The organism is Klebsiella sp. GN_Kp190, from assembly GCF_040061795.1.
GTDB lineage: Bacteria > Pseudomonadota > Gammaproteobacteria > Enterobacterales > Enterobacteriaceae > Klebsiella > Klebsiella michiganensis.
In genome coordinates this window covers 38,665-52,475 of sequence record NZ_JBEAFN010000076.1, presented here as the reverse complement: position 1 = coordinate 52,475, position 13,811 = coordinate 38,665, and the positions used below count along the sequence as shown (strand labels likewise).

General features: G+C 54.4%; 12 protein-coding genes. All 12 read right to left on the bottom strand.

The window, feature by feature from the left end; translation table 11 throughout:
• Nucleotides 1–15: 15 nt before the first annotated feature.
• The 12 genes from ABLU67_RS27940 to ABLU67_RS27885 are packed head-to-tail and all read right to left on the bottom strand — an operon-like array spanning nucleotide 16 to nucleotide 13,593.
• Nucleotides 16–522: a serine acetyltransferase gene (locus ABLU67_RS27940; RefSeq protein ID WP_049084249.1), complete on the bottom strand. Its 507-nt coding sequence runs from the start codon at nucleotides 520–522 to the stop codon at nucleotides 16–18.
• A 2-nt stretch (nucleotides 523–524) separates the two neighbouring features.
• The gene (locus ABLU67_RS27935; RefSeq protein WP_049080491.1) at nucleotides 525–1,943 is read right to left on the bottom strand and encodes a DUF4832 domain-containing protein; all 1,419 of its coding nucleotides are present in this window, start codon (nucleotides 1,941–1,943) and stop codon (nucleotides 525–527) included.
• A 2-nt stretch (nucleotides 1,944–1,945) separates the two neighbouring features.
• The gene (locus ABLU67_RS27930) at nucleotides 1,946–2,356 is read right to left on the bottom strand and encodes a hypothetical protein (RefSeq protein ID WP_014228040.1); all 411 of its coding nucleotides are present in this window, start codon (nucleotides 2,354–2,356) and stop codon (nucleotides 1,946–1,948) included.
• The gene (locus ABLU67_RS27925) at nucleotides 2,353–3,468 is read right to left on the bottom strand and encodes a glycosyltransferase family 4 protein (protein ID WP_207171821.1); all 1,116 of its coding nucleotides are present in this window, start codon (nucleotides 3,466–3,468) and stop codon (nucleotides 2,353–2,355) included. Before ABLU67_RS27925 ends, ABLU67_RS27930 begins: the two co-directional genes overlap by 4 nt.
• Nucleotides 3,465–4,679 (bottom strand): glycosyltransferase family 4 protein, encoded by a 1,215-nt coding sequence (locus tag ABLU67_RS27920; protein ID WP_049084247.1) that lies wholly within the window; start codon nucleotides 4,677–4,679, stop codon nucleotides 3,465–3,467. Before ABLU67_RS27920 ends, ABLU67_RS27925 begins: the two co-directional genes overlap by 4 nt.
• Nucleotides 4,660–5,685: a glycosyltransferase gene (locus tag ABLU67_RS27915; protein ID WP_049084244.1), complete on the bottom strand. Its 1,026-nt coding sequence runs from the start codon at nucleotides 5,683–5,685 to the stop codon at nucleotides 4,660–4,662. Before ABLU67_RS27915 ends, ABLU67_RS27920 begins: the two co-directional genes overlap by 20 nt.
• On the bottom strand, nucleotides 5,678–7,060 hold the full coding sequence (locus tag ABLU67_RS27910) for a hypothetical protein (RefSeq protein ID WP_014837479.1): 1,383 nt from the start codon (nucleotides 7,058–7,060) through the stop codon (nucleotides 5,678–5,680). Before ABLU67_RS27910 ends, ABLU67_RS27915 begins: the two co-directional genes overlap by 8 nt.
• Nucleotides 7,051–8,268: a capsular biosynthesis protein gene (locus ABLU67_RS27905; RefSeq protein WP_049084241.1), complete on the bottom strand. Its 1,218-nt coding sequence runs from the start codon at nucleotides 8,266–8,268 to the stop codon at nucleotides 7,051–7,053. Before ABLU67_RS27905 ends, ABLU67_RS27910 begins: the two co-directional genes overlap by 10 nt.
• A 5-nt stretch (nucleotides 8,269–8,273) precedes the next feature.
• A complete protein-coding gene (locus tag ABLU67_RS27900; protein WP_348852625.1) occupies nucleotides 8,274–10,361 on the bottom strand; it encodes a polysaccharide biosynthesis tyrosine autokinase in 2,088 nt (695 codons plus the stop codon).
• A gap of 1 nt (nucleotide 10,362) precedes the next feature.
• Nucleotides 10,363–10,917, bottom strand: a complete 555-nt coding sequence (locus ABLU67_RS27895; RefSeq protein WP_004847971.1) for a polysaccharide biosynthesis/export family protein — start codon at nucleotides 10,915–10,917, stop codon at nucleotides 10,363–10,365.
• Entirely contained in the window at nucleotides 10,914–12,200 is a 1,287-nt protein-coding gene (locus ABLU67_RS27890) for an outer membrane beta-barrel protein (RefSeq protein ID WP_047724374.1), read from the bottom strand. The genes ABLU67_RS27895 and ABLU67_RS27890 overlap by 4 nt, the downstream gene beginning before the upstream one ends.
• Nucleotides 12,190–13,593, bottom strand: a complete 1,404-nt coding sequence (locus ABLU67_RS27885; RefSeq protein ID WP_014228048.1) for an undecaprenyl-phosphate glucose phosphotransferase — start codon at nucleotides 13,591–13,593, stop codon at nucleotides 12,190–12,192. Before ABLU67_RS27885 ends, ABLU67_RS27890 begins: the two co-directional genes overlap by 11 nt.
• Nucleotides 13,594–13,811 lie beyond the last annotated feature (218 nt).

Below are 13,811 nucleotides of genomic sequence, written 5' to 3'. Positions count from 1 at the left end.
CCAGGCAAACCCGCGCTAAATACCGTTTAATACCCGAAAGGGTTGACCGACGGCAATCATTCCTGCAGCCAGATCTTTGGTCACTACCGTGCCTGCCCCAACCTTGACGTTGTCGCCCAGCGTGACCGCGCCAATCACCACGGCGTGGGCGCCAAATTCGACGTTATCGCCGATGCGCGGGCTATCGCCCTCACGGCCCTGACTATCGGTCACGCTGCCAATCGTGACGCCCTGGCGCAGGGTGCAGTTCTGGCCGATGACCGTTCCCCGATTAATCACGATGCAGTGCGGATGATACAGCTTCAGCCCATAGCCAATGCGCGCTCGCCACGGCAGCTCAATGCAAAATAAACACTCGTTAATCACGATATTGAGAATAACGAAGGGGATCCCGCAGATCTTCCACAGAGGATTACGGCTGCGATAGAGCGTCGCCAGACGATAAAGCAGAACCGCGATTTTCGCTTTTATGCCGCCGCAGGATTTGATTTCCCGGGCGACCAGCCTGATAGCCTCAAACATGGTTATTCCTTAAGGTTAAACGAAGCCAGTGAATACCATCCATCACCGGTTTTACCTTCGTTAGCGAGTTGAATACGCGGCTGGCCCTGATAATTGGTCAGAGCCGCTTCCAGACGATATTGGCCGCCCGGGAGTCCGGCAGGCAGCGGCAGCGTAGCGCTGCTGTGATGTTCGCCGGGCAGCCACTGGCGAACGTCATCCGCCGTTTTGATTTGCGTAACGGTAGTTCCGGCGTCATTGACTATCCGCCATTGCACAAGGTACGGGAGATAGGCTGGCGCGACGCCGTCGTTACGCCAGGTGACGTTTAGCGTAAGCGGCATGCCGCTGCGTACGGGCGTATCCCATTCCAGCTGACCCACCCGGTAGCGGTAGCCGATTCGCAATAACGCGCTATCAACGATATCGCGATACGCTGCCGGCACCGGACGCGATTTCAGATTCAGGGTACTGGCGTGCTGCGCTAATGCCCAGTCGAAGCTTGCCTGGACCTCTTCGCGGGTATAGTGCTGCACGCTTTCCCACTCCGCCATATAACCGCAAATTTCCAGGCTAACGGGGGCGTGCTGCCAGCTATCATTAAATCCGGACCACGCCGTCTGCGCCGCGGCCAGGCGTTGAGGATAGTCATCGCGCATGTGGCTCCACTCTGCGGAAAAGTTATGCCAGTCTCCCCAGCAATCCGCGCGCCACCCCGCGCCTTTTTGGCTGGCCCAGGCCAGCGAATTACCGCCGCTGATTAACATGATTTTGGGCGTTTTCGGGAAACTGCTGAAGTGCATATCAACGTAGCGATTGAGCTGCTCCGGAGCGTACTTTTCCAGCAACGGCGCAACGTCAGGGAAATTGGAGTTGTGCCATTCCCCCCACGAACCCACCATGCCGATATCGACAAACCCGAGGTTCGGATTGCCGTCATAACGCGCGCCGAGGGCGTTAAGCAGCTTTTGCGCATAGGCGATAAAGGTCGGATCGCTGAGGTCCGGTACAAAGGTTTTGCCATTTTCGACCCATTGTCCCTGAATGCCTTTTTTGATAAGCCAGGCGGGGATTTTCGAGCCCGATTGCGGTTCATCGAGCGCCATGAAACGCAATCCGACGTTCATCGCCGGCTGATGCCGGGCGGCGACGCTGAAAGCACGATCGATCGGCGCAAAATCATAGACGCCTTCTTCAGGCTCCAGATCGCTCCAGTAAAAGCGATCGTATTCAAACCCGGTGTCCGGATACTCTTTCAGAGAAGGCTTCTGGCCATAACCATCGTGGAAACTGGCCACGCCGATCCCTGGGTTCGTCAACAGACCGGTAAAGGCCGGCGGGGTGATAACCGTGCGTTCAGCCAGCACTGCCGCTGAGGGTATGACTCCGGCCAGCAGTAGCGCCACAAGCAGCGCGGCGCGGCGCAGCGAAAAAGAGCTCATCGTTAATTCACTTTATCGTGGAGGTTCACAAACCACGTCCAGATACCGACGTGGAAGTTTTTAAACACATCGATACCCAGCGCGGATTTCAGCATATAGAGCGCCAGCAGCACCGCAAGAATGGCGAACAGCACGGCGATGGTAATCGCCAGGGTGGAGAATATACGCCCGAGCAGCGTACTCTCTCGCGGAATTTTGCGCAGATCGCGGCCGCATAAAAAGACCACGAAATAGCGGCGATGCAGAAAAGGAAAACTATGGCGAAAATCAATGCGATGGCGCGAGGCCAGGCTCGATCTCACCAGCGCCTGTTCAATACCGCGCTTTTGTTCCGGCGTGAGTGAGGTTTCTGTTTCCGGGTCAAGCGCGGAATAAAAGCGCTCGACGACCAGGTCGGATGTTGATTTAGTCACGGTTGACTCTTATTCGTTAAACGCTGATAGACCTGAGCGGTTTTTGCCGCAATGTCCGGCCAGCGGTATTTGGGCATCAGTTGGCTGTAATCCGCGGTCTCCTCGCCGCGCCAGGACTGGAGCTTTTGCGCCAGCGCGGCGACATTGCCCGTCGGAAAATAGACCTCGGCAGGCAGGCCAATCTCGAGGTTGGCCGGGATATCGCTGACGATAACCGGCAGTGACCAGGACATGGCTTCCAGCAGGGCAATGGGCAGCCCTTCGTGATAAGACGGTAGAACAAAAAGCCCGGCCTGTGAGAACAAAGTGTGCAGCGGATCGCCGCTAATAAAACCGGTCATGATCGCTCCCGGAGTTTCGGCCGCCTGCTTCTTCAGCCGCTCGCTGTACTCATCGGGATGGTCGGCATCGCCAATCAGCACCAGCGGCAGCGAACAGTTCGAGGCTTTGTAGGCGGCAAGCAGATCGTGCAGCCCTTTTTCTTCCACAAAACGGGCGACGGCGACAACGTATTGCCCGGGTTTGAGGGAGTACTGATTCAACGTGACCCGTCGCGTCTCTTCGGCGGGAAGCTGCGGTTGGCGCACGCCGTTATAGATCACGTTAGCGTTGGTACGGCCGTGTTTGGTCTTAATCAGCGTATTAATCACTTCCGAGATAACAATAACCTCGTTGGCATATTTCACCGCCCATTTCTCACCGAGGCGCAGCATCTCTTTCGCCATTTTGCCCCACTTCTGCCTGTCGTAGTCCGGGCCGTGGTGGGTAAAAACGACGCGCTTGCCGAGCAGGCGCAGCAGCGGGACCACCAGGCCAGGACCGACCGCGTGAACGTGAACCACATTTGAGCCGTCAAACAGGGTGCTGAATGCGGCCAGCGTAGAGTGAATAATGGCTTCGAATTTACGGCTTTTGGGCGCCCACAGGCTTTTCAACCGCACGCCTTTATATTCGCTATGGCGATAGTCCACGTACGGTGAGCGGGCAATGACGCAGATATCGGCGTGATTCTGGTGATAGATTTCCGGATAGAGATTCTGGCAGTGGGTCTCAACGCCGCCCTGGACGTTCGGAATACCGCGGGTGCCAAGCACCGTCACTTTGAGCTTCATTTCGCTTCCCCCACGAGCTGCTGATAGAGTTCCTGCAGAACCTGCATATGCCGGGCGAGATCGTATTTCTCCTCTAAACGCTGGCGTGCGTTGATGCCCATTTCTCGCGCCTGCTGCGGATTGGCGGCCAGGCTATCCATGATGCGCGCCAGCGCGTCGGCATCCCCGGGTTCCACCAGATAGCCATCAATGCCATCGCGAATTTGCTCCGGAATGCCGCCGATATTGCCGCCGACGACGGGGCGACCGAACGCCATGGCCTCCAGCACCGACATCGAGCAGTTTTCATAATATTCGGAAGGGACGATCACCGCCCGCGCGCCGCGAATCAACGCGTTGAGCGCGTCTCCGTGGCGCATATAGCCGAGAAATTCCGGACCGCTAAAGCGGGCGCGCAGGTCGCTGCCGAGAGGGCCATCGCCGACGATTTTCAGCGGCATGGACTGCTGCATTTTTTGCTGCGCCAGCGCCAGGGTGGCCACGCCTTTCTCACGGCTCAAGCGGCCAATATAGAGGAAATAATCCCCCGCCGTATCGCCCGGGATCGTGGTGCTGGCATCAATACCGTTGACGATCGCATCGATCCGCGACCTGGGTAATTTACGCCGCAGCGTCTGACGCATAAATTCGCTGGGAGCGATAATGCAATCGAGCATGGCGTAATTTTGCGCGAACTTTTGCCAGTAGGCCTCAAGCGAGAGCAGCAGGCTTTTAAAGGTATCGCCCTGCTGGCAACGATGGCGAAAGGCATTGCTCACCGAACCGGTAAGACAGTCATCGCAGACGTGGCCATCGCGTAGCATGGTGTACGATGGGCAGACGATTTTATAATCGTGCGCCGTCAGTACGGTTTTGCAGCCAAAGCGCTTAGCGACGCCAATCAATGCGGGCGTCAGCTGGTGGTAGATATTATGAAAGTGCACAATATCCGGGCGCTGCTCCAGCAGCAGGGTGTTGAGTTTATTGCAGGCCTCAGCGTTGTAGATAAAGTCGATGCCCGCTTTGAGCTTACCCGTCAGCCCGTGGCTTTGATGATAATCCACGTTATGTACGAAGAAGCTTTCCCAGGGCGAAGGCTTATTTTCCGCATGCTGCATGCTGAAGTCGACAACCTGATAGCCCGCTTGCAGCATGGCGTCTCGCTCCTGGAAAAAAACGGTTTCCGCTCCGCCCTTAATAAAAAAGAATTTATTAACGAATAATATTTTCATGTTCTGTCTGGATATGTTTTGGGTTGGAGACGGTCACGGCGGGTTGTTTCAGCGGATCGCGAACGGGGTTAATGACGCCTCGCACCATACCTGCGGAAAATAACGATAAGTTGATCACGCTCTGGAGGCCGTCCCGCAGCGACTTATTTTTAATCGCCTTCAGCGCGATAAACGCCAGCAGCGGAAGCAGGGCGATAATAATCACCCCGGGATTGAACGACAGGAGGCAAATAATCAATACCAGGATATACAGCGTGAATATCAGTTCGTTGCGAACAATCTTAAGCGCGGCGGGGAAATGCTTTTTCCCCCAGCAGTTGCGTAATAGCTCACCCGGCGCCCATAAAAAACCGTTCTTCCAGCGATAGGTCAACATTTTAAATGTCGGCATGGTATAGGACGCATGGCTAAAATAGGGCGCGGCGAGGCGGTGGAGTTTATAGCCCGCGGCCTGCAAGCGGATCCCCAATTCGGCTTCTTCATAACCGTGAAGGTTAAGATTGGTCAGATAGCCAATTTTCTCGATTGCCGAACGGCGGTAAAGGCCGCCGCCGCCAAGATGATCGGTATCGCCCTGCGGATAGATAAGATGCAGACGCTGCTTGCGCGATTTAAACTCATAGTTAGCGGCGTCATCCATCTCGACGCTGCCCGCCACGCCCGCATATTCGGGATGCGTTTCAAGAAACGCCACGGCGGTGTCGAGAAAACCCGGCTCCAGCTCCATATCGCCGTCCAGCAGCAGCAGATAGTCCCCTTCGCTGAATAACCAGCCCAGCTGATGGCCCACGCCGCAGCATCGATCTTTCGCGTTATCGAGGCAAACCACCATCGCGTCTTTGGCGACGGCCAGCTCGCGGGTATTGTCGGTGGACAGGCTATCGGCGACGATAATCTGATGCGGGTAAGGCTGCAATTGCTTGCGGACGCTGTCGATCGTTTTTTCAATACCCTGCGCTTCGTTGAGGGTCTTAATGCTGACGGTAATTGATGGCGTTTTATTCATATTGGGTACCGGAGTTCAGACGGACGGAACGATGAATGACAATAAGCGCCCCGAGGGCCAGCCATAATAAAAACTGTAGCATGGGAATGATCATCAGGATCTGGCTGTAGGGAAGGCTGAGCAAACAGCCAATGGCAAAGACGTAAAACGCAGGCGCGGAGCTGAGCAGCTGTAAATCTTCCCGTTTGAGATCGTAGCGGGAAAAGGTCTCTTTGGGCCGCATGCCGATGAGAATAGCGGCAATCATGGCGATAAATAAGATCACGCCGATAATACCGACTTCCCACAGCATCATGCTCAGCGCGGTGGAGTCGAGTATCAGATGATACCAGGCGCCAATATAGCCGGGGGAGACGGTACTGCCGCTGTTGGTGGCGTTCAGACCGTAGCCAAACAGCATCCCGCCGGGGCCAAAAAGCTCGTTATGCTGGAGCCAGAAGAAAATAGTGGTAAACCGGCCGAGCTCGCCGCTTTCCATAATGTAATTGGTATCAAAGATATAGCCGAGGGAATCGATAAATACCGAGAGCGCGCTTTTGGTCGGGTCCCCGCCGAAGGCCGACGAGTAATTGGACGCCAGAATGGTGATAGCGGCAAAAATTAGCACCACCATTCCGGCGGCGATAATCATCAACGAGCGCAGGGTGACTTTGCTGATGCCGCTGACGTAAGCGGGCATGATCCACAGCAGCGCCAGTAAGAAAGGCGACAGCAGAATCACGAATTTTACCTCGCCCACCACGCAGAGGAAAAAGGCCAGCACGATATGCGCCGCCATCGACTTGAACGAGCAGATACCGTGCTTAAATTCGGACACCTTCAGCAGCATAATCAGCAGGCAGAACATCCCCATGGCCGCGGTATTGCCGCCGCCCATCGGGTCGCCGCCAAACGTGCCGACCACCGAATCCCACTTTTCATCCTCGCCGCGCAAAGCCACGCGTTTTGGCACCACCACCAGCACCTGATAGATAGCCAGCGGGAACTGGACGTAGAACAGCCAGTAAAATAGCCGGGTCAGGCGGTGCAGCTGCGACTCGCGAAACATGCCGAGCAGCATGCAAAACATCACCAGCGACAGGGCCAGTTCATTTTTGAAGCCGACGATGGCGGTAACGATGCCGGATTGTAAAACCGTGGCGCAGAGGCTGAGGATGATAAACGTCAGATACAGCGCCAGCACCACCTTCTCGCGCGCGCTAAGCGCCAGCGGCTGCGGCCGGCTTTGCATCATCAGCAGGACCACCATCACCAGCACCATGAAAAAGGGGAGCCACAGCACGGCTGCCACGCCGGTGAAATACTGAATCGTGCCGCAGAAGACGATGGTCGTCAGCGCGAATACCTCCAGATAGCGACCAGTGTTTAGCTGCATATTTTCTGCTCCTGCCGGGAGAGCTGTAGCGCCCGTTTGTTCATTTTCAGCAGGATGAACAGATAGCGAATGCTGGTCAGCACGGAGAACGTCAGGAGGGCTATCTCATAGCGCTGGCCCAATTCAGGCAGCGCGATAAAAGCGACGATAATAATCAGCAGCTGCTCGATCTGAATGCGTAAAAAATAGCGTTTAGAACCAAAGATAAGCTCAATAACGGTCAGCGGACTGACGGCCAGCGCGGCGAACAGATAGGGCAGCATATAGCGTGAGGTCGGAATGGAATTGAGCCACTCCTGACTGAAGCCCAGGCGCATGACCAGCGGATAGAAAATCCAGATCCCAAGGATACAGATCAGCGCCGCGGCCATCAGCATCAGGCGAATCTTTTTGTACTCCGGATAGTTAAAGGTGCCGTTGCGAAAATCCATCGACCATTTTGAAAAGATGGAGTTGCGCACCGCGTTACCGACAATCATCACCGGTGATAAACAGAAGCGGCTCACCACCGAGAAATAGCCGGCGACCAGCGGTGAAAACCAGATATTTATCAACATCGTAGGCAGGTTATTGCTGGCCATCGCCAGCACTTCCGCGCTGCCGACGCGGCTGAGGTGCTGCCAGTGCTGGCGCGCAAAAAGGCCGTTCGCCCGTGGTGAAAAGTGCGCCGGCGTCAGGGTACTGAAGCGAAACAAACGCAGCAGGCAGAGGCCGAGCAGCAGCAAAATGCCCGCCATCCAGGCAATATAGAACAGCGTGGTATTCGGCATCGCCAGCAGAGCTATCGCCACCACCAGCGACACGGCGATACGCTGGAAGGTGAGGAACTGATAGTTACCGCCGCGCAGCGAGAGGTTCTCGGCGATCAAAACCAGCGCATAGCCGAAGGTGAGCAGGTAGAGAAACGCGATATTGAGATGGAATATCAGTCCGGTGATGACCGCCCACGGCAGCGCCAGAAGCAGGCTTTGCAGCAGGCAAAACACCACGTTCTGCCCCAGCTCATGCTCTTCCTGGCGCGGGATCAGCAGCTGCGACGCAAAGGTGCAAACCTGCGCGCCAATCAGCACGTTGCTGTAGATCATCGCATAGTGCCCGACTTCCGCCATGCCATAGCGATGGGAAATCAGCCATACGGAAAAAGCGCCGATCGCCTGCGAGAGGACCGAGGAGCTGGCGATTGAAGAAATACTCTTAATTAAGTTCATAATCGCTACTTCGGTGAAATCAGTTCGCCCATGCCGCGCTCGGGCAGGCGTTTGCCCTCCTGCGTCTCCAGGTTCTCTTCTTGCACCCGGTTAAGCATGGTGGCGACAGGCGCTGGCGCGGCGGTTTGCAGACGATGTTGCGCGTCGCGGATGCGTGACGCCTGCTCGCCTGCGTTGACCACCAGCAGGCTGATATCGACGTGCGGCGCCAGCAGCAGGGCGTCCTGGGCCAGCCCGAGCGATGGCGCATCAATAATCAGATAATCGTAGGTCTGCCGCAGCGTCGTCAGCAGCGCCGGGAGCCGTTCAGAAGTGAGCAGCAGCAGGGCTGAGTCGCTGAGTTCGCCTCGCGGCATAAAATCCAGCGTCTCGGAAAGGGGGGCCACCGCCTGGGACGCGGCGCTGCGGCCATCAAGACGCTCGCTGAACCCTGTTTTATGCTGAGGATAGCGCGCGGAGAGCCCCGCGCTTGCCAGATAATCTACATCGATGAGCAAGGTTTTGCCTGACTTAGCGGCGGACCACGCCAGCATTTCGGCAATCAGGCTGCTGCCGGCATCTGCCTGCGCCGAGGTCACCAGTATCGTCCCGCTATGAGTATTCTGGCCGAGCAGCGCCAGGCGCAGGCTGTGGAGCATATCGGCATACAGCAGGTTCTGGAACGTCAGCTTCGCGCTGTTCGCCTGAGGCAACAGCGGAAACTCACCGCTGGCATCAAGGCCCGTTTTGGCTTTAAGTTCGCTGATGCTGTTCACCGTTTTGTCGAGCGCGGTGCTGACTATCAGGTACATGATGTACAGCGCCAGCGCCATCAGGGTCGCCATCACGATAAGCAGACCGCGCTGTGGTTTAGAGGGAAGATTTGGCGGCACGGCGGCATCGTAGATCACTTCATCGGGAACCGAAAAGCTCTCGGAGAGCTTCTGCTCATTCGCCCGCTGATACAGCGATTTATACAGCTCTTCGGTTTTGTTCAGCGCGGTCATCATGGTGTTGTATTTATCGCGCTTGGCACCCAGCGCCTGGAAGTCGGCTTTCTGGTCGTTGAGCATCTGCTGATAGTGCTGTTCATCGTCCAGCGCGATCTGATACTGCTGGCGTAAGCCGTTAAGCAGTTCCCCCAACACCTGGCCTATCTGCCCGTTGACGACCTGCAGCTGGGCCTGAGCCTGAAGATATTTCGGATGCTTAGGGCCATAGTGTTTTGCCGCTTCCGATAAGTTACGCCGCGTCTGGATCAGCGCGATACGCAGATCCTGAATCTGCGGATGACCGGAAATTTCCGGCAGCGAGATGATGGCTTCCGGCGCTTTTCCCTGCTGACGGCGCACTTTGTCCCACACCGTTTGCGCTTTCAGACGGCGCTGGGTGGCGTCGGCCAGATGGTTAATCACGATCCCCAGGCGCTCGGTCTCGTAGCCATCCATGCTGCGGAAGGTCAGCAGGCCGTTTTGTTTGAGAAAATCATCGATGTCGGCTTTCTGGCGATCGAGCTTATCGCGCAGATCGTCCATCATTTTCTCGTTCCAGCCCTGGGCCTGAAGTAAGATTTTCTGCTTCTGCGCCAGGCTGTAATCGATAAACGCCTGCGCCACGCCGTTGGCGATATCGGCGGCTTTTTGCGGCGATTTCGCCTCCATCGAAACGGATACCAGCTGCGTGGTGCGCACGCCGGAGATGGTCAGGTTTTTTTGCAGGGCGCGCAGCGCATTATTGACCCGCGCGGCCTCATCAAGATTGTCCCCGCCGTTAAATTCCGGGTCCCGATCCAGCTTTAGCGCTTTTACCGCGGCTTCCAGCACGACGCGGGAGCCCATCAGCGCGTATTTGGTTTCATAATAATCGCTGCGGGTGGAATCATAGTTTTCCAGCCGCGGCAGGGGGGTAACATCCTGCGACTGCGCTTTAAACAGCACCGTCGCGGTTGCGGTATAGCTGGATGACATAAAGCGCGTCAGGATCCACGACGCCGCGGCAGCCACCACCACCACTACCAGGCACCAGATCAGCTTGTGCTTAATTTTGTTGAAATAAGGCGTGAAGTCGATAAAGCCTTCTTTCTTCTTTCCATTTTCAACTAATGAAATAGCCATATCAGAAGAAACTCATGCCAATGATGATGGTATCTCCGGCCTGTACGGCGGAGTCGGCGGCGACGTTTTCCAGCAGTTTACCGCTGCGAAACTGACGAATGCGGATGTCATGGCGATCGGCGCGATCGGTAAACCCGCCGGCCAGCGCAATGGCTTTTTCAGCGGTTAAGCCCGGTTCCCAGGCGTAACCGTCCGGTTTTTTGACTTCGCCTAACAGATAAATTTTACGGTATTCGGCAATGCTCACGGTCACCATTGGCGCCTGCAGATAGTTACCGCGCAGCTTATCGGCAATTTCGTTGCCGACCTGTTCAGGCGTTTTCCCTTTCAGCATCAGGGAGCCTATATAAGGATAATCAACGCTGCCGCTATTATCGATTTTTACGCGCATAGTGAGATCCTGCTCGCCGGAAACCGCGATATTGATCTCATCTCCCTGGTCCAGATGATAAACGGCATCCGGCGGCGTTCGGATCGTCTGCGGCGGCGCCGAACAGCCCGCCAGCCATAGCGCCAGAAGAGAAATCACCGCCCGTTTTCCATAGCTAAGGATCATATTTGTACCTGCGTCATAAAAATAATGGCCGAGTCGTGGTAGCCCAGCGTGCGCTCGACCTCATGGTCATAGTCCGGGCCAATATAAAAGGCATCTTTTTCTTTATTAGAATGCATCGTGTTCCATTGCAGCTTCAGCTGAAAATTAACGGATGGACGGTAGTCGTAGTTGAAGGTGAGCGACACGAGGTTTGATCGATCTTTGCGTCCGTTGGTCTGGTGTTTGTAATCCTCTGTAATATAAGAGTAATCAACCAGAGTGGAGAACCTGTCGACCAGCCAGTGGTGCTCATAGCCCAGACCGAAATTTGATACCAGAATATAGCCGCCGGAGTCGGTAGGATCTTTTATTCGTTGTGAACTATGTAAGTTGAGCTTTATCTGTTCAAGCGGTTTCCAGTCGGCGTTAATATCCCAGTTCAGGCCGTTGAACCCCTGCGAGTCGGGATTATGGATAAAATCTTTATACAGCCAGGCGACGTTGCCGTGGATCTCGGTCTTGCCGGAAAGACGATTTTTCATGCCGACCAGCAGATAATATTCATTACTGTCTTTTAACGGGTTGAGCTCATAGCGACGCTGGTTGGTAATAAAACTGTAGCGATAGCGCAGCGTTTTGGCTTTTTGATCAAAAAGCTCGGCGACCAGGCTGTTTTCATGCCACTCCTGATCGTGCATGTAGTAATGAAAGTCGGCGCTGGCGTCCTCAATGCTGTCGAGATTGCGAAAGCGCAGCTGCTTATGCATTAGCGCAACTTCTGCTTTACCGCGCCCTTCCGGCGCCCCGTAGCTATAGCGCAGTTCACTGTTAAAGAAGCGCGTGGCGATGGGCTTATTAATGCCAAACTCTTTAAACTGCTCGGGGAGAAACCCCTCGGTGGTATCGCGGCCGCGCTCTTCATGGCCGAACGTTTCATCGAGATCCAACGACAGCCCGTGCATGCTGCCGAAGCGCCACTTGCCGTTAAACATAAAAAAATGGTTGTCGCGGTTATCTGCGCTATCGCTGGCGTAGCGGCGGTAATCGCCGGAGTACATCAGTAAATAGCGGTCCTCGTAGCGCTCGCCGATGGCTTTGAAAATCGGCTTAACGCCTTGATAAGCGGAGCCGATTTCATTCCCGCCGTAGCGTTGCCAGGTCACGTTGTCATTGTAACCGACGTCATAACCCACCTGGCTCTCGAAATCGATGCCAGCCACACCGGTATGTGGTTTTGCCTGCAGGTCAGCCCATGCGTAAGGCATCGCCAGCAAACCTGCGAGGAAAGTGAGTTCAGAACGCATTCTTCCCCACAAATCCGCGGAAAAACGTTAAAAACACAATTTTAATGTCCAGCAGCAGCGACCACGACTGAATATATTCCAGATCGTACTGAATGCGTTTTTCCATTTTATCAATCGTGTCGGTTTCGCCGCGAAAACCGTGTATTTGCGCCAGGCCGGTAATGCCGGGCTTCACTTTATGGCGGATCATGTAATTTTCCACCAGCACGCGATACTGCTCATTATGCGCGACCGCGTGAGGGCGTGGGCCCACTATCGACATGGTTCCCTGCAGCACGTTAAAAAACTGCGGCAGTTCATCAAGTGAGGTTTTACGTAAAAAGGCGCCGAAGCGGGTAATGCGCGGATCGTTACGCGTTGCCTGGGTCACTACCGCGCTGTTTTCCATCACGCGCATGGTTCTGAACTTCCAGACGGGGATCTGTTTACCGTTCAGGCCGTAACGGTTTTGTTTAAACAGCACCGGGCCCGGCGAAGTCAGCTTAATTCCGATCGCCACCGCCAGCATGACCGGCAGGCTGACCAGGGTAAAAAAAGCGCCAAGCACGATATCTTCGATACGCTTGAGTACCGCGCCTTCGCCTTCAAACGGCGAGGTAAAAATGCTGATCGTCTGAATATTGCCAAACATCCGCAGCTGAGAAATATGTGAGCTGTAGGAAAAGAGGTCCGGTACCAGAAACACATCTACGGTGGTGTCGGAAAATTCATTCAAGAACTGACGAATACGCTGCTGGGCGACCATCGGCAGGGCAATATAGACTTCATCGATTTCTCCGGCTTTCGCCAGCGCCAGCAGGTCTCGTGAATTGCCTTTTTTCTCAATGCTGAGCAGGCGACTGTCGCGCTGCACGGCGCGGTCCTCAAAGAAGGTGATGTCAATCCCGTCGTGGGTATACTCCTTAAACAGCGCCTGCTCGATGGCCAGCCCGGCTGGCGTTATGCCTAAAATAGCCACCTTGAGTCTGGATTTGAAAAAATAGCGGCTGGAGATAACGCGAATCAGAAACATACTAATAAATATGGCAATCGAGCACAGCACAATAATTTCAGCTAATCGCACCGCGTTTGTGCTGGCGTGATTGTTCAGTAATAATTCGGCGCTTACAAACAATAAAAATGATAACAAGCCGCTTATACTGACGCTGAAAAACAATTTAGTTAATTTTTTTAAATACTGGCCTTTAAACTGACCAGAATATAGCTGAAAGTGTTCATTGGCTCTGATAAAAATCAGTGAATATATTATGCCCAGGAACAGAGAGGCCGTTGAGGGTTCGACGAAAAAGTATTTTAAATAAGCGAAAATGAACAAGTTGACGGCAATAAAATCCAGTAGCTTCATCAGCTTACTATAGCGGGCGTTGTAAATTTTAATGGTGCTATCCGTCATCTTTTTGCTCGTTTTATAGTCAATAAAATGATGTCCTGTCCTTCTTTAAAGCTGAATTTATGTCTATGAATCTATTCAAAAATTAAGCTTTAGCTCGGCGTTGATTATTGTAGCCTACGATTAATCTTATGTCGAACCTGCCCCGGACTGAGAGGAGATAACTTTTCCTGACGGGCAATATATTTTTATCATTGCCTGAAGCATAAAAATGGCGGTTA

Excerpts from the sequence above, each read along its gene's own strand:
- ABLU67_RS27940 (WP_049084249.1), bottom strand. The coding sequence starts at position 522 with ATGTTTGAGGCTATCAGGCTGGTCGCCCGGGAAATCAAATCCTGCGGC.
- ABLU67_RS27935 (WP_049080491.1), bottom strand. The coding sequence starts at position 1,943 with ATGAGCTCTTTTTCGCTGCGCCGCGCCGCGCTGCTTGTGGCGCTACTG.
- ABLU67_RS27925 (WP_207171821.1), bottom strand. The coding sequence starts at position 3,468 with ATGAAGCTCAAAGTGACGGTGCTTGGCACCCGCGGTATTCCGAACGTC.
- ABLU67_RS27920 (WP_049084247.1), bottom strand. The coding sequence starts at position 4,679 with ATGAAAATATTATTCGTTAATAAATTCTTTTTTATTAAGGGCGGAGCG.
- ABLU67_RS27915 (WP_049084244.1), bottom strand. The coding sequence starts at position 5,685 with ATGAATAAAACGCCATCAATTACCGTCAGCATTAAGACCCTCAACGAA.
- ABLU67_RS27910 (WP_014837479.1), bottom strand. The coding sequence starts at position 7,060 with ATGCAGCTAAACACTGGTCGCTATCTGGAGGTATTCGCGCTGACGACC.
- ABLU67_RS27905 (WP_049084241.1), bottom strand. The coding sequence starts at position 8,268 with ATGAACTTAATTAAGAGTATTTCTTCAATCGCCAGCTCCTCGGTCCTC.
- ABLU67_RS27900 (WP_348852625.1), bottom strand. The coding sequence starts at position 10,361 with ATGGCTATTTCATTAGTTGAAAATGGAAAGAAGAAAGAAGGCTTTATC.
- ABLU67_RS27895 (WP_004847971.1), bottom strand. The coding sequence starts at position 10,917 with ATGATCCTTAGCTATGGAAAACGGGCGGTGATTTCTCTTCTGGCGCTA.
- ABLU67_RS27890 (WP_047724374.1), bottom strand. The coding sequence starts at position 12,200 with ATGCGTTCTGAACTCACTTTCCTCGCAGGTTTGCTGGCGATGCCTTAC.
- ABLU67_RS27885 (WP_014228048.1), bottom strand. The coding sequence starts at position 13,593 with ATGACGGATAGCACCATTAAAATTTACAACGCCCGCTATAGTAAGCTG.